The following is a 23,062-nucleotide window of genomic DNA, read 5'->3' on the forward strand; positions in this document are numbered from 1 at the left end:
TGCAACAAAAACAATGTAAAAAGGGGATTGAAAAAATGACTGAAACAACTTTTCCAAAGGACTTCTTATGGGGTGGCGCTATCGCCGCAAATCAAGTAGAAGGAGGTTGGAATCTTGGCGGCAAAGGCTTGTCGGTGGCGGATGTGGCGACCTACAAACCTCATGTCGATAACAAAGATTATGCGGCGCACATGAGCGTGACCGTAGAAGCCGTCAAAGAAGCGATGGCAGATCCAACAGATACCATCTATCCAAAACGGCGAGGAATCGATTTCTATCACCGCTATCCAGAAGATTTGGCTTTGTTTGCGGAGATGGGCTTTAAAGTGTTGCGATTGTCGATTGCGTGGACCCGTTTGTTCCCAACCGGGGAAGAAACGACACCCAATCAAGAAGGGATCGCTTTTTACCGCAATGTCTTTCAAGAAATGCAGCGCTTGGGGATCAAACCGATCGTAACGTTGTCTCACTATGAAATGCCGCTAGCCCTTAGCTTGAAGTACAATGGCTGGGTGGAACGTAAAGTAATCGATGACTTTGTCCGCTTTGCAACCGTCTGTTTCGAAGAATTTGGGGAGTATGTGGAATATTGGCTGACCTTTAACGAAATCGACAGTATCCATCGTCATCCCTTTACAACAGCAGGCATCATTCCAGAACAATCAGAAGCAGGCAAAGAAGAGCAAGAGGTGTATCAAGCGCTCCATCACCAATTTGTTGCCAGCTCATTAGTGACCAAAATCGCTCATGAGAAAAACCCAAACAATAAAGTTGGCTGTATGTTAACGAAACTAATGACGTATCCATTGACTTGTGACCCATTGGATGTTGAATTGACCTTAAAGAAAAACTTGGAAAATGATTTTTATGCGGACGTTCAAGTCAAAGGGGCTTATCCGCGAATGATTGAAAAAGATCTGGAAAAACGCGGGATCAAGATTGAAATGGCACCAGAAGACCGCCAAATCTTAAAAGATCACACCGTTGATTTTCTTTCCTTTAGTTATTATATGTCTATGGCCGAATCAGGTGATCCAAATGCCGAACGGACACCGGGCAATACGGTTTTAGGGGTAAAAAATCCCAAGCTGCCATCAACTGAATGGGGCTGGCAGATCGATCCTAAAGGCTTGAAAATCTCCTTGCTTTCATTGTATGATCGGTATCAAGTGCCATTAATGATCGTTGAAAATGGTATGGGCGCCGTGGATGTCCTTGAAGACGGCCAAGTGCATGATCCGTATCGGGTCGATTATTTCAAGGCACACTTCAAACAAATGAAGGAAGCCATCGATGAAGGGGTCGATTTGATTGGTTATACTTCTTGGGCACCGATTGATCTGGTCAGTGCTGGTACGTCACAAGTGACGAAACGCTATGGCTTCATTTATGTGGATGCCGATGATGAAGGAAACGGCAGTTATGACCGTTTGAAAAAAGATTCCTTCGACTGGTACAAAGAAGTGATCGCCACCAATGGCGCAAGTTTGGCAGAATAAGCAGTGAGGAGCGAGAGTGCATGATTTACATCAAGAAAGTCTTAAATTCAAGTGTCGTACTTGTTGATAAGGAAGGCCAAGAAATGATTGCACTTGGGAAAGGCATCGGCTATGGAAAGAAAGTCGGCGACAGCATAGCCGATACCCAGATCGATCAAGTTTTTCTGCCAATCGATGAAAAAAAATCAGGTCAGTTTGCCGATTTAGTGGATGAGATTCCGTTGTACTATTTTGAAATGACCAAAGAAATCGTCCAGCTGGCGCAAAAAATGCTGCCATATCCGCTAAATTCAACGATTTACCTCACCTTATCGGATCACTTGCACTTTGCTGTAGAACGTCAGCAAAAAGGCTTGAGTGTGACGAATCGGCTCTATTGGGAAATCAAGAATTACTATACAGAGGAATTTCGAGCCGCCGAACAGGCACTGCGCTTACTGAAAGAGAAGTATCAGATTGAGCTGCCAGAAGAAGAAGCCTCCAATATCGCGTTTCATTTGATCAATGCCCAGTCGAACACCGAGGAAAATCAAGATGGGTTGAAAAAGGCCAAATTGATCGGGTTGATCGTCAATATGGTGCGCTACTCGATCCAGCAAGACGTCAACACCAATTCGATCCATTACAATCGCTTTATCACCCACGTGCGTTTCTTCGTTGACCGATTCTTTTTGGATGGGCTGCTGCAAGAAGAAGACGAAGGACTATACCGTCAAATGTGGGCTCTTTATCCGAATGCCATGGAGATTGCGACAAAAGTCAAAGCCTATATCGATAAAGAATACCAAACGAAGATCCCTGTCAATGAAATCGTCTATCTAGGCGTTCATATCAATCGATTGATGAATCATTCAGCGATCAATTCCTAAGCGTCCTCATTTTAACAAACATAAACAAGCCGTTTTCCTTTGCTGGAGAAACGGCTTGTTTGTGTTTAGTAGGCTTGCTTGTTAGGAATCACGCCTCGAACGCCACCTTTTGGCTGCTCCACGTCGCCTTGGTAGCGTGGGATCAAATGACAATGGCAATGAAAGACCGTCTGTCCAGCAGCCTCCCCGCAATTGAAGCCGATGTTGAAGCCGTCTGGTCGATAGGTTTCCAATAAATAAGCTTTGCCTTCCTGCAACAAAGCCTGCAAGTCTTGTAATTCCTCTTGGGTGAGAGCAAAATAATCCCTGCGATGCGCTTTGGGGATCAATAGCAAGTGTCCAGGGGTGACGGGGTACTTATCAGCGATCGCATAAAAGCGTTCGTTTTCAATGATCGCATGTTTTGAGGCAGTACAAAAAATACAAGTCAAAATCTTTCGCTCCTTTTTCTTGGCTTGATAGCGTATCAATACTTATCTTTAGTGTACCAAAAGCTGATTTGAAATGAAACGCATGACAAAAAGCATGTCCTTTTGAGTCAATTGACAGTAAAATAAAAAAAAGTTTATAGATTCGCTTGACTTAGAGTGCACTTCAACCTGTATGCTTAGTGTAACTTAAAAAAACAGGAGGACGTACAAATGGACTATGTAAAATTTGGCAATACAGGACTTGATGTGTCACCTTTGTGTTTAGGGACAATGGGATTTGGCGATCCCAACAGCGGGTTTCATGAGTGGGTGTTAGAAGAAGACGACAGTCGTGAAGTCATCAAAAAAGCCTTGGATCTGGGCATCAACTTTTTTGATACGGCAAATGTCTATTCTTATGGAGCGAGCGAAGAAATCGTCGGTCGAGCATTGAATGATTTTGCACCACGAGATGAGATCGTGGTTGCCACAAAACTGTATTCAAAAATGAAACAGCGACCTAACAGTGGAGGCTTATCCCGAAAAGCGATTTTTTATCAAGTCGAACAAAGCTTAAAACGCCTGCAAATGGACTACATTGATTTGTATATCATCCATCGTTGGGATTACCACACGCCAATTGAAGAAACCATGAAGGCATTACATGATTTGGTAGTTTCTGGAAAAGTACGCTATATCGGCGCATCTGCGATGTACGCTTGGCAATTTGCCAAAGCACAAGCAGTCGCTGAAAAAAATGGCTGGACCAAATTTGTTTCGATGCAAAATCACTTGAACTTGCTTTATCGAGAAGAAGAGCGAGAAATGATGCCCTTGTGTGCCGATCAAAAAATTGCCGTGACGCCATATAGCCCATTGGCTGCCGGACGGTTAACAAGAGATTGGGGTGCAGAGACTAAACGGTACTTAACGGATAAAACCGCCAATCAAAAGTACGACAAAACGATGGAACAAGACCGAGAGATCGTGGCGCGGGTCGCACAGATCGCTGACAAACACCAAAGCAAACGGGCGCAAATCGCCTTGGCTTGGTTATTACAAAAAGAACAAGTGGTCGCACCAATTATCGGCGCAACAAAAGAAAGCCATTTATTGGATGCATTACCTGCCCTTGATCTAAAGCTGACTGCCGAAGAGATTGCGTATTTGGAAGAGCCTTACTTGCCTCATGCAGTGGTAGGAGCGGAATAACGAGTAATAAAAGGGCTTCTGGCTCGTAGCATACAAAACGATCTAGGAAAAAATGCAAAATAAGGAAGTGAAGCCATGAATATCAAGAAAGTCAGTGAATTGAGCGGTGCTTCCGCTGATACCATCCGTTATTATGAAAAAATTGGGCTGATCCCGGCAGTCAAACGCAACAAAAATGGCGTTCGTGAATTCGATGAAGATGATTTAAAATGGATCACCTTTACCAGACAAATGCGCAACGCTGGACTATCGATTGATGGGCTAAGTCATTACCTGGCTTTATTTGAAGAAGGGCGAGGAACGGTTCCTGAGCGTAAGCAACTGTTAGCTGAACAAATTGCTGTTTTGCGGGAGAAAATCTCAGATATGACGGAAGCTGTTGAACGTTTAGAATACAAACTGGAACATTACGACGAGCATGTTCTGCCGACTGAAGAACGACTGCGTCAACGCAAAGCCAATTTGGTCACTAAGTCTTAATGACTGAATTTGTTGCAATGGAAACCAGAAGCATTCTGCATATTACAATCGAAAAGAAAGGAAGCTTATGAAACAACTTGCGATTTTAGGTGCTGCTGGGACGATTGGGCAGCTGACACGTAAAAAAATTTTAGAAAGAACCAATTTATCCCTGGTACTTTATGCTCGTCGTGCAAAGGAGCGTTTGCAATCAGCAGATCCAGAACGTGAGACGATCATAGATGGTGACTTTCTAGACTTGGGTCGACTGGTTCGTGCTTTTCAAGGATGTCAGTATGTTTGTCTGACGGATATTCACGATCCGCGGGCAACGCTACGGGTGATCGAAGCAATGAAATTAGCAGGCGTCAAAAAGTTGATCAGTATTGCACCAGAAAGAAACCTGTGCCAGCCAGAGGAATTAAAGCAATTGGCAACCTCATCAGGTCTTTCCCTGTCCCCAAAAACGCATCAGCTGCTTTTGCAGCAAAAAAATCGGTTGATGTCCTATCAATTGATTAAAGGATCAGAATTGTCGGTTTACTTTGTTCATTTGCCGTCAGAGAAGAAACGTATGGCGAATAGAAGAGCATGGCGGGAATCTGTTGTAGAAGAAATCCTTTCCGCTGGTGATTGCTGTGCAGCTTAACAGCAATCTTAAAGGAATGAAAAAATAGCAGAATACTTTCTTGAAGGTCAGAATCAATTTTTTCATGTTTTCATGAAAAAATTGGTTCTTTCTTTTACGATTTTTTTGATAGAATAGACAGAAGCTTTTATACATAAAAATAGTTGCCAGATCGAAAGGAGAACGTTGATGGAAACACTTATCAAAAAAAATCTTGCTTTATTGCTTGGGGTGCTATGGATCTGCATCGCATTAAACTTCTTCCTTTTACCTCACAGCATTGCTTCTGCCGGCGTCGGGTCGATTGGCTACCTCATCGAAACTGGCTGGTCGATCAATCGTCATATCGTTGTCTGGGGGATTAATTTATTGATGCTGGCGTTGGCATTTTTGCTTTTAAAGCGAGAGGTCTTTGTCAATACGGTTATCGGCAGTCTGGCATTTCCCGTTCTTCTGGCGCTTTTACCAGAGATCATGCTCTTGCGTTTTTATTCCGTTTCCTTGATTTTAGGTAGTTTCTTCTTTAGCTTCGGTATTTTTTCACTTTACAAAATCGGTGCTTCCAATGGTGGGGTCACGATTCCGCCGCTGATTTTGGAAAAATACTATGGCATTCGAAAGTCTAGTGGTGTCTTCTTAACCAATCTGATCATCATCTTGTTGAATCTCCTGATTTTTTCTTGGCAAGAAGCCCTCATTTCCGCTTTCTCTATCTATTTGATTGCCTTTTTCATGCGCTTCTTTATGCGGATCGAGCAAAAAACACAGGCAAAAAAAGCAGTGAACGTTCAAGAAACAGCAGAACTAGAATAAACTAGCAGAAGCAAACCATCGGTGCAACAGGTAGTGACCCCCAAGAGTTAGACGAAACGTCTACCTACAGGAGGTCAGTACAACATTTGCACCGATGGTTTTTTAATAGTTTCTTTTTCTCAAAACAGCAATAGCCCCCGCTAGGCAGCTGATGATCAATAAGCAACTCAGCAGCAGCGCTGGCATCAGTTCTCCTAGTTTGATTTGGTTAGTTAAGTAGTTAGGAAATTGGCTAGAAAGAGAATAAGGGTTCCAATTTGTTAATTGGCTCCACAAACTACCTAACAGTCCGATCAGATAACAAGCGCCAATAAACAACAGTCCTTGATAGATACTTTTAGCAAAGCTGGAACCTAGCAGCAGGATGCTGATCGCTAATAAACCAAACAGCCAATAGCTGAACAATGCGCTAGGGACTTGGGCAGCGCTGGAGTCATCGAAATAGATCAAGGTATAAAAAGCACTGACACTGGCACTTAGGAGGTAGCTCAAAGACCACAGAATCGTTAAATAGCCAGCTTTGGCACAGACGATCGTCGTTTTCGGTAATCCTTTCGTAATCAGCTGAATAAAGGTTCCTTGGGCTATTTCGACAGAGAGCGTATCGGTAAAAAGAACTACAAATACCAACAGACCAATCGTTCCAATATTGCTGTAAAACTGCAGCCATGCATCGATCGCAGTCGGATCAGCGATCGTGATCTCAATCGATTCTGGCATCATGCTGGCCATCAAATCGGGCATGATTTTCGCGGTAAAGGGAGAGAGCATACCAATCAGCGCAAACAGAATCAAACAAATCAGCAGTTTTTTGCTGCGAAGACCACCGAGAAATTCTTTCTTTAAGAAAACAAGAAACACCTTCATTTGATCACCTCCAAATAAATCGCCTCTAAAGTCGGTTCGATCCGTTGAAAGGATTCAGGTACTATCTGTAGTTCATTGAGCAATCGCAGCAACTGCTTTCCAACATTCGTGTCGGCAGTTTCGTCGATCAGTAATTGATTGTTCTTTCTTTCTGCCGCAATGCCGTGGGATGCTAACAGATTGGCAAATTTCGAATGGTCACCTTCGTTGGTAAAGACAATCCCAAAGGCGGTTTTTCGATAACGTTTTTTTAAGGAATCCATCGGTTCAAACGCCTGGATCTGGCCTTTGTGCAAAATCGCAATGTAATCTGACAGCTGCTCGACATCTGCGAGAATATGGGATGAAAAAAGAACTGTCGTTTCTTCTTTGATTTTAGCCAATACATCAAGAAAGGCCTTGCGACCTAAAGGATCAAGTGCAGAGGTCGGCTCATCACAAATCAAGATAGCTGGTCGGTTGATCAATGCTTGAGCTAATCCAAGACGCTGCTTCATGCCTCGAGAAAAGCCAGCGATTTTTTGTTTCGAAGCTTCCAGGCCTACCAACGCTAAAACTTCCATCACCCGCTGAGGCTGAAAAGGTTCTTGATTGGGCTGGATCTTTCCGCAAAAAGTCAAATATTCTACAGCTGTCATAAACGAGTAAAACTGCGGTACATCTGGTAAATAGCCGATCCAGCGATTGGTCTTGGCTGAGCCGAATTGCACCGGCTCGCCGCAAACGATGATTTCGCCTTCATCAATGGGGAGCAATCCTAAAATCGCCTTCATGGTCGTTGTTTTGCCAGCGCCGTTTTCCCCGACAAACCCCACAACGCTGCCCTTTGGAACCGAAAAGGTTAGGTCTTGCAGCACTTGTTTGCGCCCAAAACGCTTGGATAAATGGTTGATCTCGATCATCTTCATTGTTGGTCCTCTTTTCCGAAAGCAAAATAAAGGATAGGACCGATCAGGCTAACAAAACAGGCGATGAAAAGCCAAAGAATACGGGAGCCGAATTTAAACTGTTCTTGTTTTAAAATATCGCGAACCGCCAAGATGATCAGGACCAATTGCAAAACAATCAAGGGGATCAGTACGGGCAAATAATCAGACATATTTTCTGGTATATTTAGTGAAACACTATTCATGTGAAGCCCTCCTTTGTGGCTCATTTTCTTGTTCGGACAGTTTTTGCAGCTGCTGAAATAATTCTTCAAATAGTGGTTGCTTCAGATAAGGTTCAAATAATGGTGTGAACTGCGCGATTTCGAGAAATTGCTTTTTGACATTGTCTGAGTTCCGCGGGATCTGACTGCCTAATTCTAATTCGCTGATCCACTCGTCGATGCTGTTGAAATAATCGTCTCCTTTCAAAACGATTTCCTCAGGCGTGTCTGCTAATGTTTTGACATACAGCGTTAATGCTTGCAGCAATAAGCTTTCTTTTCCCAAAGCGGCAAAAGAAACCATCCCAGCGGCTAGAAAATTCAGTAAAGAAAGGGGATGCAGCTGGGCCAGTTGGAAGCTCTCGCTGAGTGCCAGCCCACGTGCAAAGGTTTTTTCCAGTTGCTCCTCGTCTTGTGTGAGCATTGCCAAATAATTTGTCAGTAAGCTCATAAAAAGAATCAAGTATTGGTAAATCGCACTTTGCGTCACAATCTCAGCTTGTTGCAACTGATTTTTTTGCTGAAATGCGGCGGCAATCAACGGTTCGCTAGGTAAAAAAGAGAGAGTTTTCGTGCCAAGGATCGCCAAGACCTCATCGGGTTTGTTTCTCATCAGCAGACAATAGGCTTCGATTTGTTGCGCTTGTTGTGCTAACGCATTGTCACCATGCGCAATGATCCGTTGGTAAAGGATTTCTGCTTCTTTCAAATAGGTAGTTTTTTTCGCTTCCATTAAGGCTTCTTCAGAGGGGTGTCCTTCTGAGCTATCTGCTACAGGGACATCTGGCAAAAGATCCCAATGATTTAAGTAAAAGGAGCCCATCTGTAACAAGAACGGGTAACAAGAGTAATACCGTTTGGTAAAACTTTGTGCCAGCGCGAGGACTTCGCTTGGTGTTTTTGTTTGAAAGGCGTCTTTTAGTAATTGATAGATTCGCTGAATCTCTTTAGGAGATAGCTGCGAGTCCAAAATCAATAATTCATCGACACTGCAATCAAAATACGCTGCTAATAAGGGCAGCGAGGTGATATCTGGATAAGACTGTCCCGTTTCCCATTTCGAAACGGATGCTTTGGACACATTCATAAACACTGCTAATTCTTGCTGGGTAATACCTCGTTGTTTTCTTCTCCGAGCGATTTCCTCGCCAATTGGTAAGTCCATAGTGCACCTCCGATAGGTTTGTTTGGTATACTTCTATCATAAGAGGAGAAGAGATGACTTACAATGGATTGCTAGTTAATTTTTGGTTGATTTAATTAACTAAAAGTTGATTATAAGGCGAAGTATTCCAATCTTTGGGAAAGAGATGATCGTAAATGAGAGGTAGAAAAATGAAAGTTGTAGCAGCGATCGATTCCTTCAAAGGAAGTGCGACTTCCGCAGAACTAAATCAAGCGGTCTTAAGCGGGTTTTCAGACCAGTGGGAAACACGCAGTATCCCAATCGCTGATGGGGGAGAAGGGTCAATGGCAGCAGTCATTGCTGCGCTGGGAGGCAATTACGAAACGGTTTCAGTGACCGATCCATTAGGCGGTAAGTTGCAAGCCCGTATGTTGGTCACCAAAATCAAGGAAGAAAAAATTGCCCTGATTGAATCTGCAGAAGTGATTGGGTTGCAACTCGTGGAACCTAGTGACGAGACCACCCGCAATAGCTCTTCTTTTGGTTTAGGCCAAATGGTCTTAGCAGCTTGCAGGCAAGGTGTGAAAAAAATTTACCTGACCCTTGGCGGTAGCGGCACTTCTGATGGGGGCGTAGGCTTTTTACTTGCGCTAGGAGCAACCATTCAAAGAAACGAGCGAATGGAAAACAATCCTTTGCTGCAAGCAGAATCTCTGGCGCTCAGCCAGTTGAACCCTCTGCTTGCACAAATTGACCTGTTTGCTTTAGCCGATGTAACGAATCCCTACTTTGGCAATCAGGGATTTGCGTCGGTTTTTGGTCCGCAAAAAGGGGCATCCCAAGAAACGATCCAGCAGTTGGATCAGCAAGCAAAGCGTTTGGCTGAGCACATCAAGCGGACCACGGGGATCGATCTGGACGTCCCTGGTGCTGGTGCGGCAGGTGGGCTTGGTGGTGCTGTTCGTTTGGCAGGTGGTCAATTGGTTCCAGGATTTGCGACGATCGCTTCCCTGATTGGATTTGAGGAAAAAATCAAAGGAGCAGATTTATTGATCACCGGCGAAGGACGCATCGATGGGCAAACCGCTGGGGGAAAAGTACCCTATGGCGTCGCGTTGCTCGCCCACAAACATCAGGTACCGGTTGTTGCCATCTGCGGCTCCCGAAGCGACGATCTAGGAAAACTGACGCAACTACTATCTGCCGTCTTTTGTATCCAGCAAGGTCCGATTTCGTTGACAGAAGCGATGGAGAAAAAGCGAACCTTAGTGAATGCTCAACAGACTGCTCAAGCCATCGCTGGTTTTGTGGAGCAGTGGCAAAAAAAGACTGAATCAGACACTTCAGATAGGACTGAATAAGAAGATAACACCAAAAAAACTTCGTATTGGCTACTGCCTTTTGTACGAAGTTTTTTTTTGGTGTTTTTCTCTGTGCTTAAGCCAAGGTAGCTTGTGCATCAATCTCTACTTTAAATTCAGGGGCAACCAAGCCGGCAACGATGACGAGACTCATGGCTGGTTTGTTTTCTGCCAAAATAGTTGTAAACGCCGTACGGACAGCAGCTAAGTAGGCAGCATCTGTTAAAAAGACGGTCATTTTGACCACTGATGACCAGGACAGTTGATTGGCTGATAGAAGCTGTTCGATCTTTTTCAAAACGATGGTTGTTTGCTCTTGCGGGTCCTCAGGTGTGGCTCCGTCTTGCGAAGGCGTTTGACCAGAAATGAAAAGAAAAGGTCCTTGAGCGATTTTTGTATCGGTATAGATTGCCATTTCTTTGGCTCCTTTCGTCTATCTTGCCTTTGGATGATGGGACAGATAGAAATTGATCAGGTGTGTCCTAGTTTACCTGATTCCACCTGCAAAAACAATCAACGGAGGTTTTCAGTTGGTTGTGTGAAGCCACGCGAGCAAGCCGCTCTTCCCCTTTAAGAAAATCACTCATTTTTTTCAGGCTCCGCTGAAATTATCGCCAGAATTTTATGGTTTCAATGTCTTATACTATGTTCAGATCAAATAAATAAACAAGGAGGAAAAAAATATGAATTGGTACAAAAACACAACAGAAGAACTATTACACACGTTGCAAACAACACGGCAGGGCCTTTCCTCCGAAGAACGCAACCAGCGTTTAGCAAAGCAAGGTGAAAATAAAATTACTGAGGCAGCGCAGATCCCCACATGGAAGAAAGTCGGCAAGCACTTTACCGACTTACTGATGTTGGTCTTGATCGTCGCAGCCGTCTTAAAAGGGATTTCTGGTGATTATATCGAAAGCGGCATTATTATGGCGGTCGTCGTCATCAATGGATTCGTCGGCTACTGGCAAGAGCGCAAAGCCCAAGAATCACTGGATGGATTGAAGCAGTTCATGGGGCAAGAAGCAACGATTTATGTTCACGGCCGTAAGAAGAAAATTGCTGTTTCTTCCTTAGTAAATGGAGATTTAGTCGTTTTAGGACCAGGGGATGTCGTACCAGCAGATATGCGCTTGATCGAAACCCATGATCTTGTGATTGAAGAGTCGATTTTAACTGGCGAATCTGAGCCTGTTCAAAAAATGACCGAGCCTATTACTCAAGAAAGTACGATTGGTGACCAGCGGAACATGGCGTTTTCTGGTACCCATGTAGAAAGCGGAACTGCCAGCGGGATCGTCGTTGAAACAGGCGACGATACACAAATCGGCCAGATCAATCAAGCAATTCAGTCTGTGAAAGCGCAAGAAACCCCGTTGATCAAAAAAATGAAGCAATTGAATCACCAAATCTTTAAAGGCATTATCGGATTAGTGATTTTCTTGATCTTCTTTACTACCTTCCGCTACGGCTTTGATCTTGATCTCTTGTTCTCATCAGGTATCGCCTTAGTGGTAGCGATGATTCCTGAGGGTTTGCCAGCCGTGCTGACCATGATTTTATCGATGGGTGTCAAGGAAATGTCCGAGGAGCAAGCAATCATCAAAACGATGCCATCAGTGGAAACACTAGGTGCCATGACGGTGATTTGTTCAGACAAAACAGGAACCTTGACCAAAAATGAAATGACGGTCGTTGATGTTTTAGTTGAGTCAAACGTGGATAAAGCAACGGTGCTTGATATCATGGCAAATTGTCAAGACTTGAAGCAAGACGAAGGACAAAAGGCTGCGGATCTCGTTGGGAACCCAACCGAAAAAGCCTTGTTACAATACGCAGAATCAGCGCAGCAACCATTGCGTAAAACAGTCGATAAGATTCCTTTTAGTTCCTCTTACAAGTACATGGCAACACGCCATCAAAATCAAGAAGAGCCGAATGCCTCGGTAGTTTTTGTCAAAGGTGCGCCCGAAGTGTTGCTTGAGAAAAGCCAACTGACTTCAGATCAAAAGCAATGGTGGTTAGATGAAAGTGCAAAATTAGCAGCGAAAGGGCAGCGGCTGATCGGCTTTGCGCATCTGACGCTGTCGGCACAGGAGTCCTTGTCCCACGAAGGGCTAACCAATTTAACCTTTGTCGGGATCGCTGGCATCATTGATCCTCCGAAAGACAGTGCCATCAAAGCGGTAAAAGAGTGCTTGCAAGCGGGCATCCAAGTCAAAATGATCACAGGAGACCATGGCAAGACCGCTCAAGCCATCGGCAAGCAAATTGGTTTGAAGCACACGAATCACGTGTTGGAAGGGCTAGAAATCGATCTGTTGTCGGAGGAAGAATTGCAGCAAGCAGTCCAAAAGACAGACATCTTTGCTCGAACGACCCCTGAGCATAAATTACGGATCGTTAGTGCTTTGCAGGCGAATGAAGAGATCGTCGGAATGACCGGTGATGGCGTCAACGATGCACCAGCGCTGAAAAAAGCCGATATTGGGATCGCTATGGGGATCAAAGGCAGTGAAGTAACCAAGCAAGCAGCCGATATGGTTTTGGCAGACGATAATTTTCATACGATCGCCAATGCCGTCCGAGTGGGTCGTCGAATTTACGATAATTTGAAGAAAACCATCAACTTCTTCTTACCAACTGCGGTTGCCCAAGGATTGATCGTTATTGCGGCACTCTTGTTGAACCGACCACTACCACTGACACCTGTCCAAATTTTATGGGTAAATATGGTGACAACGATCACGCTTTCTTACGCACTCGGTTTTGAAAAGGCAAGTGCGGATGTCATGAATCGACCACCACGGCCAATCAAAGAAGGCATCTTGTCTTGGTACAGCTTGTTCCGCATCTTCTACGTCTCGCTGTTGATCATGATTCCTTCTTACGTCTTAGCGGTTCAATTTGAGGGAACGGTCCTTCAGCAAAGTATGCTACTGCAAAGTATCGTCTTTGCTCAAGCAGTCTACTTGTTGAACTGTCGTGAGCTGGTCAAGCCAGCCTTGAATCGCCAACTCTTTGCCAATAAAGCACTCTTAGTCTCTCTGGCACTGCTGATCGTATTGCAGGCAGCGATTTTCCTAACCCCTCTTGGGCACCAGCTTTTAGGGATCGGTTCTTTGACCTTGATGCAGCAGTTGAGTATCGCTGCTAACGGCGCACTCCTTTTCGCAGTCGTTGAGGGTGAGAAATTTATTACGAATAAGCTGCAAGGACGGCAAAAAGCCGCTCCAGTGAAGCAGTAGCGGCAGCTTGATGATTCTAGCGATAGCTTAAATAATAGGTTTGAATGAGCTCAGTCACTTGATTGAGCTCATTTTTCGTTGGTACCATCGATAAGTAAAAGACTGGAACAGATACTTCCTCTAAAGGGAAATTTGAGAGAATAAAATCAACCTCGATTTTCGCCAACGCTTCTAGTTGACCAGGCTCGATCGCCGATAAAAGGATGCGGGCACCGAGGAAGTCATTCAATTCTTGCAGGAGATAAGCTTTCCAGGCAGGCTCACCTTGGAAAACAAAATATCCTTTTGCGCGAATGGGATTGATTTGTAAAATCGCTTGTTGGATCAGTAAGGTGGTGGTTGACCATAATGGAAAACTCATTTCCGATTGACTGGCTGTTTGTTCTTCTAAGAAGTCATGGATCGTCGCTTCGATCGGTAGCGAATAGGGTTGATTTAACCGTTGGATCTCGTGAAATTCAAGCCCGAACAATTCTGAGAGCTTGGCTGACTCTTGCGATTTGATCAAAAGCAACAGTAGATTCTCAATCAGTTGTGTATCACTAGCTAAAGACAACTGCAACAAGCGGTCTAGTTTTCCAACAAAATGGGTCGTTTTCTGATAAATAGTTTTGTAGGATTCAAGGGTTGCTTGGATCGTTGCGAACCAGTCGTTATTGTAGTTCCAACTTTCTAAGAAGCAGTAGAAGCTAAAGAAGTGTTCGCTGCGTTCTAAATAAACGCCTTCTTTTTGATACAGCTGGCTTAATGGCTGTTGGAAAAGGCTGTAAAGGGGATCGTTCCCCTGAAATTCAAAAGAATCGATACGGCAATTGGCTTTGATGCGAATCGTATTGATAAAAAACCAGCAGGTACCGTAGATTTGTTCCACTTCGATCTGCAGCTTGGCTTTTGCTAAGCGATCCAAGAAATGAAAATAGTGGGACTCATGAATCGTATATTCCTCAAAAAAGTAATTGTTATGGGTGTATGGCAGTAACAGTCGATGAAAAAAAACACGGATGTTGATCTCACTTCCTTCAAAGCGGATCATGCGATTGGTGATCCGAATCCGCAACGAAAAATCAGTGAGACTTTTGTTTAATTTTGTCACATGTCGTCGCAAGGTCTCATAGGATGTCCCTGTTTGGCTAAGAATATCTTGCGTACGGAGTTCGCTGGAAAAAAGCAATGCTTTCATCAAAGAAACACCGATCGATTGAGGGAAAAACGTTTCCCAGAGCTGACTCATCAACAATGGCCCATCATGGGTCAGAGCAAAGCCACTACTGGCAGCTTCGATCTGCCAACCATTAGGCAATTGTTGGCGTATATAGGTTAGATCGGAAAAAACGGTTCGCTCCGTCGTATCGATCAATTTTGCTAGTTGCTTGGCAGTGATCATTTTGTGATTCGCCAGTTGTTCCAAGAGAAGGATCTGACGTAATAAATCCTTCTCCGTAATGATTTTTTTCATCATCCCATCCATGACAAAAACTTCCTTTCCGAGTCTTGAAGGTCAAAAGAGTCACATTGACTGTTTTGATGAAAGACAACTCTTTCGTGTTCTTTTTGATTTTATACGAAAAAGGCAAGTTTTGCTATTTCCAATTCACTGGATGATGTTTTTTTTATTAAAAAAGATGGGATCGGCAACCTTCTGAGTAACTGTCTAAAGGAATGCGTTTGTTTTATGTGTTTTAACGGTTAGAGGTCTATCATGTGTTCGTATTTCTTCATTCGCAAATACATAGAATAACTTTCTTTCGACAATTTTATTTTTGAGGAAAAAAGACTCTTTTTGCGAGAGGCGTAGAGTTTTCGATGGAGCGCAGAATTGATGATCCATTCAATTTCTGCTTGTTCTTCCTCGGATAATTCGACTTTTTTCTCATTGGATTGAATGAGAGAGTAAGTAAATTCTAAGCAGCTCATTTTATAAATAAAGGTGGAAAAATATAATTTGTCTATGTGCATTTAATCACCCTTTCTTACATTCGGTTCAATCATATAGAAGAATATTTCAAATAACAATTTTGTTTTTTCATGATGTTATGAAAATTTTGGATAAATGTCGATTTATTGGCAAAATTATAGCAAAGTTTTCACTCTTTGATCTTCACGTAAGGGTTATAAAAAAACAACTATTATTTAAATAGAGTGGCAGCTATAATTAAGTACGCTGAAAGAAGTGAGGGAGATTTTTGTCCTAAAGAATGTCTTTTTATTTTGGTTAAGCCAACCCATTGTAGGTTGTTTTCTTGTATTGTCAAAAGGAGACAAAAAAAGAAAATTCGCTTTTTTCTGTTGACAGATCAGCAAAAGCCACGTAATATAGCTACCAATAACTAGTAAAGACCAAACAAAAGAGAAGTATGAGGACGTTCGTCTTGCAGAGAGCTGATGGTGGTGTAAATCAGCAGATTGACGCTTCAGAAATGGACTTTTGTGTCGAAAGGCTGAAATCAGTAGGCTTTTTTCGGGATCTCCCGTTACAGAGAACGATCGTTGATAGACGATCTAGAGAACCAATTGAGGTGGCACCGTGAGTAATCGCCCTCATGCAGACGAATTTGTTTGCATGAGGGCTTTTTTGTTTTTCTTGCCCTTCAACCAATAGAAAAATAAACGTAAAATCAAACTAAGAGAAGTACTTGAGTCTTTTTTGGTTACAGAAAGTCGGCGGTGATGAGAGTCCGATACCAAGAAATCAAGGAAATGGCCTTAGCCGATCATTTTTTGAACCCTTTTTTGGCAGTAGGAAAATGCGGGAACTCCCGTTATAGAGGAAGACCGTTGTTAGACGGTTGATAGAGAAGAAGTTGCTTTTTTAGGCAACTTTCAATTGAGGTGGTACCGCGGTCATTCGCCCTCAAGTAGACGTTTTTATGATGTTTGCTTGAGGGCTTTTTGTTTACAAAGAAAGGAGCAGCTTATGTATCGAATGGAACGAATCAACAGCGATTGTTTGACACCTGTCTCAGTGTTTTTACGGATTCAAGGGGCGCATAAATGTTTACTGGAAAGTATTCCCAGAGAAGAAGATACGGGACGCTATTCGATCCTCACCTTTGATCCTGTTCAGAAACTAACCTTTAAGGATGGTGTTTTTCAAGTAGAGGATCTTTTGGAAAAAACGATCAACAAGTATCCCTGTCAGGACCCTTTAAAAGAAATGGAACGGTATGTAGTCAAAAAAGAAATCACCGCTTTATCGGATCTGCCGTTGCAAAGTGGGGCGATCGGGTATGCGGGCTATGATATCGCAGCTTGCTATGAAGACATTGGACAATTGCCAGCAGATGAATTGCAGGTGCCTGATATGGCCTTTTGGCTTTTTGAAACCTTTCTCGTTCTGGACCATCAAAGGGAAACCTTGACGATCATCCTTGAAAATTGCTACAGCCAAAGGGGGACCGCCGAGATGGAGCAGGTACTCCAAGCGGTGCAGCAGCAATTAAGGACACCAGTCGCAGCTGAGACCCGTGGGTTATCGTATGAAAAGCTGCATTTTACAAGTAATGTTACCCAACATGCCTATGAAACGATCGTTCGTGAGGCAAAAGCCCGAATTACGGCAGGGGATATGTTTCAAGTGGTTCCTTCCCAACGTCTGCAAGCAGCATTTACACAAGATCCTTTTGACTATTACCGAAAACTGCGAGTGACGAATCCGTCTGCCTACCTCTATTATCTTGATTTCGATCACGGATTCAAAGTGATCGGCAGTTCACCTGAAAGCTTGATTCGGGTTCAAGGAACAACGATCACCACAAATCCAATCGCTGGTACCCGCAAACGAGGGGCAACCAAAGCAGAAGACGAAGCTTTGGCGGCGGAACTATTAGCAGATGAAAAAGAACGTGCAGAGCACCAAATGCTGATCGATCTGGGGCGCAATGATTTGGGTCGAATCGCTGAACATGGCACGGTTCATGTTCCTTTATACATGGTGATTGAGAAATACCGCTATGTCATGCATATCGTTTCGGTTGTGGCTGCCAAGCGCAGAGCAGGTGTGACGGCAATGGATGCCTTGAAAGCAACCCTGCCAGCAGGCACGGTCAGCGGGGCACCAAAGATTCGTGCCATGACTCGCATCTATCAATGGGAAGCTGTTCGAAGAGGGGTCTATGCGGGAGCCGTTGGGTATTTTTCTCGAAACGATCAAGCGGATTTTGCCATCGGGATTCGGACAATGGTTTTGAAAGACGCGATCGCTTATGTCCAGGCAGGGGCGGGTGTCGTTTATGATTCTGATCCCTCATCTGAATACCACGAAACCTTACACAAAGCCAAAGCACTATTGGAGGTGTCAGCCAATGATCTTACTCGTCGATAACTATGATTCCTTTACGTATAACTTAGTCCAGCTCTGTCCAGAAGAAACAGTCGTCTTGCGAAATGATGATCCAGACCTTTTCCTTGTTGCTGAAGAAGCAGATGCCATCATTTTTTCTCCAGGACCAGGCCGTCCCGAAGAGGCAGGATTTATGATTTCTTTGATCAAAACATACCATGATAGCAAGCCGCTTTTAGGGATCTGCTTAGGTCATCAAGCCATTGGGGAAGCGTTTGGTGCCAAAGTGGTCCAAGCACCAGCCATTATGCACGGCAAGCAATCGAGCCTTACGTATCAGAAAAAAGGCGTATTCAAAACCTACCTAGGAGACATGACTGTCATGCGCTATCACTCGCTGGTCATTGAGCCAGCGACCCTTCCTACACAATTTGAGGTGTTGGCTGAAACAAAAGGGATCATCATGGCGATCCAGCATCGACAAAAGCCGATCGTAGGCCTTCAATTCCACCCTGAATCAATGGGGACAAACGAAGGGGCATTTTTTATCCAACGGTTTCTTGAACTCATTCCAGAAAACTCAGCAAAAAGCAGCAAATGAAAAAGGAGGAACATTTATGGAAGCAGTCAAAATACAGCAGCCGCAGCAAATCACCCAGCAGCTTTTTAATGGCAGTCATTTAAGTTATCAGGAGATGCGCCACTTTGCTCAAGGAATTTTAAGCGGGATGTTTTCAGAAAGTCAATTGGGGGCAGCGTTAGTTGCGATGAAGATCAACGGCATCACAGCCGCCGAATTGACCGCTTTAGCGGAAATCATGTTAGAGCATGCCGTGACCATTCCTTATGAAGGAGGAGACGCCATGGACAATTGCGGTACTGGCGGCGACCACTCCAATAGTTTTAATGTCTCCACTACGGCGGCTTTCGTGTTAGCAGCCGGGGGAATCACGATGGCAAAACACGGCAATCGCAGTATCTCTAGTCGTTCAGGCAGTGCCGATGTCTTAGCCTGCTTGGGGGTATCGATCCAAGCATCACCAGAAAAAATCGCCGATCTATTAGCGACAGTCGGCATCGCTTTTCTCTTCGCCCCGTCGTTGCATCCGGGCATGAAAGCAGTGATGAAAATACGGCAAGAATTAGCAACGCCAACGATTTTTAATCTATTAGGCCCCTTGATCAATCCTGTTCCGTTGACTACGCAACTGATTGGGACATACGCAGGCGAGAGCTTGGCCGACACCGCTCAGGCGTTAGGCGGTCTTGGTCGGCAACGAGCAATGGTGATCCATGGATGCAATGGGATGGATGAAGCCAATTTGGCAGGTGAAACGGCGATCAGTTTTTATCACGAAGGAAAGGTAACGAATTTTTCTTTGGATCCACAAGCGTACGGCTTTACGCCAGCGCCGATCGAGGCGATCGTCGGCGGGGATGCCGCTCAAAATGCAGCGATCTTAACTGCGGTGTTGAAAAATCAACCCTCCGTTTATCTAGAAACGGTGGTCTTAAATGCAGGGTTAGGTTTTTACGCTAACGGCAAAGCCGCCACGCTAGCGGAAGGGTTTGCGATGGCACGGGCGTGTATCGCTTCGGGCGCCGCCTATGACAAACTGCAGGAGTTGATCCGCCAGTCAAATAGTCAATAATTACGAAAGCTGTAAGGAGGAGAATCATGGATTTTTTAGAAACGATCATCCAGAAAAAAGTTGAAGAAGTTGCCGCGATGCCACAAGAAACCGAAAAGGTCGTAGCGAAACGCCCATCATTTTATCAGCAAGTCAAGGACCGACCACAAAAGATGCACCTCATTGCTGAAATCAAGCGTGCTTCACCCTCAAAAGGAGACATTAACCAAGCGATCGACCCAGTCACGCAAGCGCAAGCTTATGAAGCCGCGGGTGTCAGCGGGATTTCCGTTTTGACCGACCAGCAGTTTTTCAAAGGCTCGCTGGCAGATCTTGAAGCAGTCAGTAAGGCTGTTTCGGTGCCTATACTATGCAAAGACTTCATTATCGACAAAAAACAATTGATTCGCGCCAAGAATGCGGGTGCCAGTATCGTTTTATTGATCGTGGCTGCGTTGGAGCCAGCCCGTTTGGTCGCGCTGTATCAAGAAGCCGAAGCACTAGGGTTGGAAGTACTCGTTGAGACTCATAATGCGGCTGAATTTCAACAAGCCCAAGCATTAGGTGCCAAAATCATCGGCGTCAACAATCGTGATCTAAAAACTTTTGACGTTTCCTTGGATGTCAGTGTTGCTTTAGCACCTCAGCCATCAGAGGCGGTTTATATCAGTGAATCTGGTATTCGAACTGCCGCAGATGTGCTGCAGCTTGCACCGTTTTATCATGGAGTCCTCGTTGGAGAAACGTTGATGAGAAGCCATCGAATTGCTGAAACAGCGGCAGATTTGCAGGTGAGCCGTCGATGACCAAAGTGAAAATTTGCGGACTCACCGAACGCCTGCATGTCGAAACTGCCATCAATGCAGGAGCAGATTACCTTGGCTTTGTTTTTGCTGAAAGCCGTCGGAGAATCGATCCGACACAAGTCCGCAAGATAACGGAGCAAGTACCCGAAAATGTAGGGAAAGTCGGGGTTTTCGTTTCTCCAAGTGTTGAAGAAGTGCAAGCGGCAATTCAAGCCGCCCAACTGACAGCGATTCAGCTCCATGGAAAGGTCCTGCCATCTTTGCAAACAGCCATTCAGAAGGGGGTTTTTGCTCATCAAAAGATCGCAGTGATCCAAGCCTTTGATGGAGAAGCAGAAACTTTAAAGCAAGATTTCCTGAGCTGCGATGCAGATTTTGGTTTATTGGACGCTCCAGTAAGAGATCACCCTTATGCTGGCGGCAACGGCCAGTCCTTTGATTGGAAAAAAGCGGCGAGAGAACCGTTGCCGTTGTCTGAGCGATTTTTTATTGCTGGCGGGTTGCACGCGGAAAATGTAGAAGAGGCGATCCAACTTTTTAGGCCTTATGCTGTCGATGTTTCTTCAGGCGTGGAAACCCAGGGCAAGAAAGACAGTCGGAAAATCGAACAATTTATTCATTTAGTAAAGGAGAAAAAAAGATGACTCAGTATCCCACAAAAACAGGATTTTATGGTTCTTTTGGCGGACAGTTTGTGCCAGAGACATTGATGTATGCAGTCAAGCAATTAGAAACTGTCTACCGTGAAGCACAAGCGGATGCAAGTTTTCAAGCAGAGTTGCAGGAATATTTGCAAGAGTATGTAGGAAGAGAGACCCCCCTTTATCATGCCCAGCGCTTGTCACAACACTTAGGCGGTGCCAAAATTTATCTGAAGCGAGAAGATTTGAATCATACGGGTGCCCATAAAATCAATAATGCACTTGGCCAAGTCTTATTAGCAAAACGGATGGGGAAAAAGAAAGTGGTAGCGGAGACCGGTGCGGGGCAGCATGGCGTCGCTACAGCGACTGCGGCAGCGTTGTTCGGTATGGAATGCACGATTTTTATGGGCGCAGTAGATGTTCAGCGACAAGCACTAAACGTCTTTCGAATGGAATTACTGGGAGCAAAAGTGGTTTCAGTCACTTCAGGCAATCAGACATTGAAAGATGCTGTCAATGAAGCGCTGCGCTACTGGGTCGCCACCGTCGAGGACACTCATTACGTGATGGGTTCGGTACTCGGTCCGCATCCTTTTCCAGAGATCGTTCGAGATTTTCAAAGTGTGATTGGGAGTGAGACACGGCGGCAACTATTAGAAAAAGAAGGACAACTACCAACGACAGTCGTTGCGTGTGTTGGCGGCGGCAGCAATGCGATGGGAATGTTTTACCCTTTCATCAACGATCAAACCGTTCGTTTGATTGGCGTTGAAGCAGCTGGAAAAGGCGTGGAGACTACCGAGCATGCGGCGACTTTAACGAATGGCAGTATCGGTATTTTACATGGTACCAAAATGCATTTGCTGCAAGACGATGATGGGCAAGTGATTGAACCCTATTCGATTTCAGCTGGTTTGGATTACCCAGGGGTCGGTCCCGAGCATTCTTATTTGAAGGAAATTGCACGCGCGGAGTATTTCGCGGTCACTGATGAAGAAGCTGTTGACGCCTTTTATCTCTTGTCTCAAATCGAAGGCATTATTCCCGCTTTGGAAAGTGCTCATGCCGTTGCCTATGCTTTAAAGTTAGCGCCAACGATGACAGCAGAAGAACGTTTAGTGATCTGTTTGTCTGGGCGAGGGGACAAAGATGTTCAACAAATCAAAGATAGGAAAGGGGAAGCGAAATGACCAGCAAAACATTGACGATGAAACTAAAAGAGCGCCAAAAACAAGGCAAGCCTTTGTTTGTACCTTATATCATGGCGGGTGCCAACGGACTGGAACGCCTGCCAGCAGAAATCGAACTGTTGACGACACATGGCGCAGCCGCCATTGAAATCGGCGTGCCCTTTTCAGACCCAGTCGCAGATGGAGCGGTCATCCAAGCGGCTGGAATGCAGGCATTAGCCAATGGCACCACTTTAAAAAAGATCATTGCTGCGCTGCAAACGATCCATTCTGAGGTTCCACTGGTATTGATGGGGTATGCCAATTCATTCTTTCATTATGGGATTGAACAGTTAGCAAATGAGTTAAAAACGACAAATGTGAAAGGGCTGATTATTCCAGATTTGCCTTTTGAACATCGATCGCTAGTAACGCCTACGTTTGATGCGGCGGATCTCGCGCTGCTCACACTGGTCTCTTTGACCAGTCCTCCAGACAGAATTCAGACGCTGATCGAAGAAGCGGAAGGATTCGTTTATGCTGTGACAGTGAACGGTGTCACTGGAGAAGATCGTCAATACAACGAACAGCTGGATCAGCATTTGCAAGCCATTTCGGAAAAAAGTCCGATTCCAGTACTAGCTGGTTTCGGGGTATCGACCCACGCAGACGTGCAGCGCTTTGCCCGAGTGTGTGATGGGGTAGTGATCGGTTCAAAAATCGTAGCAGCCTTACAAAACGAGCCACTGCCTAAAGTCAGTGAGCTGTTAGCAGAACTTGTTGGTAAGCCATAGAAAATCAAGGTGAAGGAAAGAGCCCGAGTTGGGTTCTTTTTTTATGAGAAAATTAGTATTCGAGATACTGATGGGTTGCTATGGGAAAAAAGAACAC

General features: G+C 44.7%; 22 protein-coding genes and 2 other annotated features. Of the genes, 15 read left to right on the forward strand and 7 right to left on the reverse strand.

Annotated elements, in window-relative coordinates:
• Positions 1-35 precede the first annotated feature (35 nt).
• Both IGI69_RS06115 and IGI69_RS06120 read left to right on the forward strand, forming a co-directional pair.
• Complete coding sequence (locus IGI69_RS06115; protein WP_015509472.1) at positions 36-1,499, forward strand: glycoside hydrolase family 1 protein; 1,464 nt, start codon at positions 36-38, stop codon at positions 1,497-1,499.
• Between the two features lie 20 nt (positions 1,500-1,519).
• Complete coding sequence (locus IGI69_RS06120) at positions 1,520-2,368, forward strand: PRD domain-containing protein (RefSeq protein ID WP_010747958.1); 849 nt, start codon at positions 1,520-1,522, stop codon at positions 2,366-2,368.
• 65 nt (positions 2,369-2,433) lie between these two features.
• Here IGI69_RS06120 and IGI69_RS06125 read toward each other — a convergent pair whose 3' ends face one another.
• Positions 2,434-2,838, reverse strand: coding sequence for an HIT family protein (locus IGI69_RS06125; protein ID WP_144055301.1), 405 nt, complete (start codon positions 2,836-2,838; stop codon positions 2,434-2,436).
• A 171-nt stretch (positions 2,839-3,009) separates the two neighbouring features.
• Between IGI69_RS06125 and IGI69_RS06130 the strand changes: the two genes are divergently transcribed.
• From IGI69_RS06130 to IGI69_RS06145, 4 genes are all read left to right on the forward strand, one after another.
• Positions 3,010-3,990 carry an aldo/keto reductase gene (locus IGI69_RS06130; RefSeq protein ID WP_005225721.1) on the forward strand — a complete coding sequence of 327 codons (981 nt, stop codon included), beginning with the start codon at positions 3,010-3,012 and terminating at the stop codon, positions 3,988-3,990.
• 75 nt (positions 3,991-4,065) lie between these two features.
• Entirely contained in the window at positions 4,066-4,470 is a 405-nt protein-coding gene (locus tag IGI69_RS06135) for a MerR family transcriptional regulator (protein WP_167822894.1), read from the forward strand.
• A gap of 67 nt (positions 4,471-4,537) precedes the next feature.
• Positions 4,538-5,098, forward strand: a complete 561-nt coding sequence (locus tag IGI69_RS06140) for an NAD(P)H-binding protein (protein ID WP_438740077.1) — start codon at positions 4,538-4,540, stop codon at positions 5,096-5,098.
• Between the two features lie 168 nt (positions 5,099-5,266).
• Positions 5,267-5,890 carry a YitT family protein gene (locus IGI69_RS06145; protein WP_144808501.1) on the forward strand — a complete coding sequence of 208 codons (624 nt, stop codon included), beginning with the start codon at positions 5,267-5,269 and terminating at the stop codon, positions 5,888-5,890.
• A gap of 102 nt (positions 5,891-5,992) precedes the next feature.
• Here the strand turns inward: IGI69_RS06145 and IGI69_RS06150 are convergent, their stop codons facing one another.
• The 4 genes from IGI69_RS06150 to IGI69_RS06165 are packed head-to-tail and all read right to left on the reverse strand — an operon-like array spanning position 5,993 to position 9,072.
• Complete coding sequence (locus IGI69_RS06150) at positions 5,993-6,757, reverse strand: ABC transporter permease subunit (RefSeq protein ID WP_428206366.1); 765 nt, start codon at positions 6,755-6,757, stop codon at positions 5,993-5,995.
• Positions 6,754-7,665, reverse strand: coding sequence for an ATP-binding cassette domain-containing protein (locus tag IGI69_RS06155; RefSeq protein WP_438740079.1), 912 nt, complete (start codon positions 7,663-7,665; stop codon positions 6,754-6,756). The genes IGI69_RS06150 and IGI69_RS06155 overlap by 4 nt, the downstream gene beginning before the upstream one ends.
• Complete coding sequence (locus IGI69_RS06160; protein ID WP_010747962.1) at positions 7,662-7,889, reverse strand: PLD nuclease N-terminal domain-containing protein; 228 nt, start codon at positions 7,887-7,889, stop codon at positions 7,662-7,664. Before IGI69_RS06160 ends, IGI69_RS06155 begins: the two co-directional genes overlap by 4 nt.
• Complete coding sequence (locus IGI69_RS06165) at positions 7,882-9,072, reverse strand: helix-turn-helix domain-containing protein (RefSeq protein WP_309420288.1); 1,191 nt, start codon at positions 9,070-9,072, stop codon at positions 7,882-7,884. Before IGI69_RS06165 ends, IGI69_RS06160 begins: the two co-directional genes overlap by 8 nt.
• 170 nt (positions 9,073-9,242) lie before the next feature.
• On the opposite strand from IGI69_RS06165, the gene IGI69_RS06170 reads away from it, so the two are divergent.
• Positions 9,243-10,394 carry a glycerate kinase family protein gene (locus IGI69_RS06170; protein ID WP_438740082.1) on the forward strand — a complete coding sequence of 384 codons (1,152 nt, stop codon included), beginning with the start codon at positions 9,243-9,245 and terminating at the stop codon, positions 10,392-10,394.
• Positions 10,395-10,470: 76 nt separating this feature from the next.
• Here IGI69_RS06170 and IGI69_RS06175 read toward each other — a convergent pair whose 3' ends face one another.
• Positions 10,471-10,809 carry a RidA family protein gene (locus IGI69_RS06175; RefSeq protein ID WP_015509482.1) on the reverse strand — a complete coding sequence of 113 codons (339 nt, stop codon included), beginning with the start codon at positions 10,807-10,809 and terminating at the stop codon, positions 10,471-10,473.
• A gap of 268 nt (positions 10,810-11,077) precedes the next feature.
• Here IGI69_RS06175 and IGI69_RS06180 point away from each other — a divergent pair, with 268 nt between their 5' ends.
• Positions 11,078-13,642, forward strand: a complete 2,565-nt coding sequence (locus IGI69_RS06180; RefSeq protein ID WP_438740084.1) for an HAD-IC family P-type ATPase — start codon at positions 11,078-11,080, stop codon at positions 13,640-13,642.
• Positions 13,643-13,658: 16 nt separating this feature from the next.
• Here IGI69_RS06180 and IGI69_RS06185 read toward each other — a convergent pair whose 3' ends face one another.
• A complete protein-coding gene (locus tag IGI69_RS06185) occupies positions 13,659-15,110 on the reverse strand; it encodes a helix-turn-helix domain-containing protein (protein ID WP_438740086.1) in 1,452 nt (483 codons plus the stop codon).
• Between the two features lie 862 nt (positions 15,111-15,972).
• Positions 15,973-16,185 (forward strand) — a binding site (T-box leader).
• 66 nt (positions 16,186-16,251) lie between these two features.
• Positions 16,252-16,498 (forward strand) — a binding site (T-box leader).
• Positions 16,499-16,556: 58 nt separating this feature from the next.
• Between IGI69_RS06185 and trpE the strand changes: the two genes are divergently transcribed.
• Genes trpE through trpA form a run of 7 tightly spaced genes read left to right on the forward strand, consistent with a single transcriptional unit; the run spans position 16,557 to position 22,965 of the window.
• Entirely contained in the window at positions 16,557-17,963 is a 1,407-nt protein-coding gene (gene trpE / locus IGI69_RS06190) for an anthranilate synthase component I (RefSeq protein ID WP_438740087.1), read from the forward strand.
• Positions 17,944-18,522: an anthranilate synthase component II gene (locus IGI69_RS06195; RefSeq protein ID WP_438740089.1), complete on the forward strand. Its 579-nt coding sequence runs from the start codon at positions 17,944-17,946 to the stop codon at positions 18,520-18,522. The genes trpE and IGI69_RS06195 overlap by 20 nt, the downstream gene beginning before the upstream one ends.
• 16 nt (positions 18,523-18,538) lie before the next feature.
• Positions 18,539-19,573, forward strand: a complete 1,035-nt coding sequence (gene trpD / locus IGI69_RS06200; protein WP_438740091.1) for an anthranilate phosphoribosyltransferase — start codon at positions 18,539-18,541, stop codon at positions 19,571-19,573.
• Between the two features lie 26 nt (positions 19,574-19,599).
• On the forward strand, positions 19,600-20,358 hold the full coding sequence (trpC, locus tag IGI69_RS06205; RefSeq protein WP_438740093.1) for an indole-3-glycerol phosphate synthase TrpC: 759 nt from the start codon (positions 19,600-19,602) through the stop codon (positions 20,356-20,358).
• Entirely contained in the window at positions 20,355-21,002 is a 648-nt protein-coding gene (locus tag IGI69_RS06210) for a phosphoribosylanthranilate isomerase (protein WP_347482806.1), read from the forward strand. The genes trpC and IGI69_RS06210 overlap by 4 nt, the downstream gene beginning before the upstream one ends.
• Entirely contained in the window at positions 20,999-22,192 is a 1,194-nt protein-coding gene (gene trpB, locus IGI69_RS06215; protein WP_438740096.1) for a tryptophan synthase subunit beta, read from the forward strand. Before IGI69_RS06210 ends, trpB begins: the two co-directional genes overlap by 4 nt.
• Positions 22,189-22,965, forward strand: coding sequence for a tryptophan synthase subunit alpha (gene trpA / locus IGI69_RS06220; protein WP_375806378.1), 777 nt, complete (start codon positions 22,189-22,191; stop codon positions 22,963-22,965). Before trpB ends, trpA begins: the two co-directional genes overlap by 4 nt.
• Positions 22,966-23,062: the final 97 nt, after the last annotated feature.

The organism is Enterococcus sp. DIV1083b (assembly GCF_051713705.1).
Classification (GTDB): Bacteria; Bacillota; Bacilli; order Lactobacillales; family Enterococcaceae; genus Enterococcus_D; species Enterococcus_D casseliflavus.

Coding starts and splice junctions, on each gene's coding strand:
- IGI69_RS06115 (WP_015509472.1), top strand. CDS start 36: ATGACTGAAACAACTTTTCCAAAGGACTTCTTATGGGGTGGCGCTATC.
- IGI69_RS06120 (WP_010747958.1), top strand. CDS start 1,520: ATGATTTACATCAAGAAAGTCTTAAATTCAAGTGTCGTACTTGTTGAT.
- IGI69_RS06130 (WP_005225721.1), top strand. CDS start 3,010: ATGGACTATGTAAAATTTGGCAATACAGGACTTGATGTGTCACCTTTG.
- IGI69_RS06135 (WP_167822894.1), top strand. CDS start 4,066: ATGAATATCAAGAAAGTCAGTGAATTGAGCGGTGCTTCCGCTGATACC.
- IGI69_RS06140 (WP_438740077.1), top strand. CDS start 4,538: ATGAAACAACTTGCGATTTTAGGTGCTGCTGGGACGATTGGGCAGCTG.
- IGI69_RS06145 (WP_144808501.1), top strand. CDS start 5,267: ATGGAAACACTTATCAAAAAAAATCTTGCTTTATTGCTTGGGGTGCTA.
- IGI69_RS06150 (WP_428206366.1), bottom strand. CDS start 6,757: ATGAAGGTGTTTCTTGTTTTCTTAAAGAAAGAATTTCTCGGTGGTCTT.
- IGI69_RS06155 (WP_438740079.1), bottom strand. CDS start 7,665: ATGAAGATGATCGAGATCAACCATTTATCCAAGCGTTTTGGGCGCAAA.
- IGI69_RS06160 (WP_010747962.1), bottom strand. CDS start 7,889: ATGAATAGTGTTTCACTAAATATACCAGAAAATATGTCTGATTATTTG.
- IGI69_RS06165 (WP_309420288.1), bottom strand. CDS start 9,072: ATGGACTTACCAATTGGCGAGGAAATCGCTCGGAGAAGAAAACAACGA.
- IGI69_RS06170 (WP_438740082.1), top strand. CDS start 9,243: ATGAAAGTTGTAGCAGCGATCGATTCCTTCAAAGGAAGTGCGACTTCC.
- IGI69_RS06175 (WP_015509482.1), bottom strand. CDS start 10,809: ATGGCAATCTATACCGATACAAAAATCGCTCAAGGACCTTTTCTTTTC.
- IGI69_RS06180 (WP_438740084.1), top strand. CDS start 11,078: ATGAATTGGTACAAAAACACAACAGAAGAACTATTACACACGTTGCAA.
- IGI69_RS06185 (WP_438740086.1), bottom strand. CDS start 15,110: ATGGATGGGATGATGAAAAAAATCATTACGGAGAAGGATTTATTACGT.
- trpE (WP_438740087.1), top strand. CDS start 16,557: ATGTATCGAATGGAACGAATCAACAGCGATTGTTTGACACCTGTCTCA.
- IGI69_RS06195 (WP_438740089.1), top strand. CDS start 17,944: ATGATCTTACTCGTCGATAACTATGATTCCTTTACGTATAACTTAGTC.
- trpD (WP_438740091.1), top strand. CDS start 18,539: ATGGAAGCAGTCAAAATACAGCAGCCGCAGCAAATCACCCAGCAGCTT.
- trpC (WP_438740093.1), top strand. CDS start 19,600: ATGGATTTTTTAGAAACGATCATCCAGAAAAAAGTTGAAGAAGTTGCC.
- IGI69_RS06210 (WP_347482806.1), top strand. CDS start 20,355: ATGACCAAAGTGAAAATTTGCGGACTCACCGAACGCCTGCATGTCGAA.
- trpB (WP_438740096.1), top strand. CDS start 20,999: ATGACTCAGTATCCCACAAAAACAGGATTTTATGGTTCTTTTGGCGGA.
- trpA (WP_375806378.1), top strand. CDS start 22,189: ATGACCAGCAAAACATTGACGATGAAACTAAAAGAGCGCCAAAAACAA.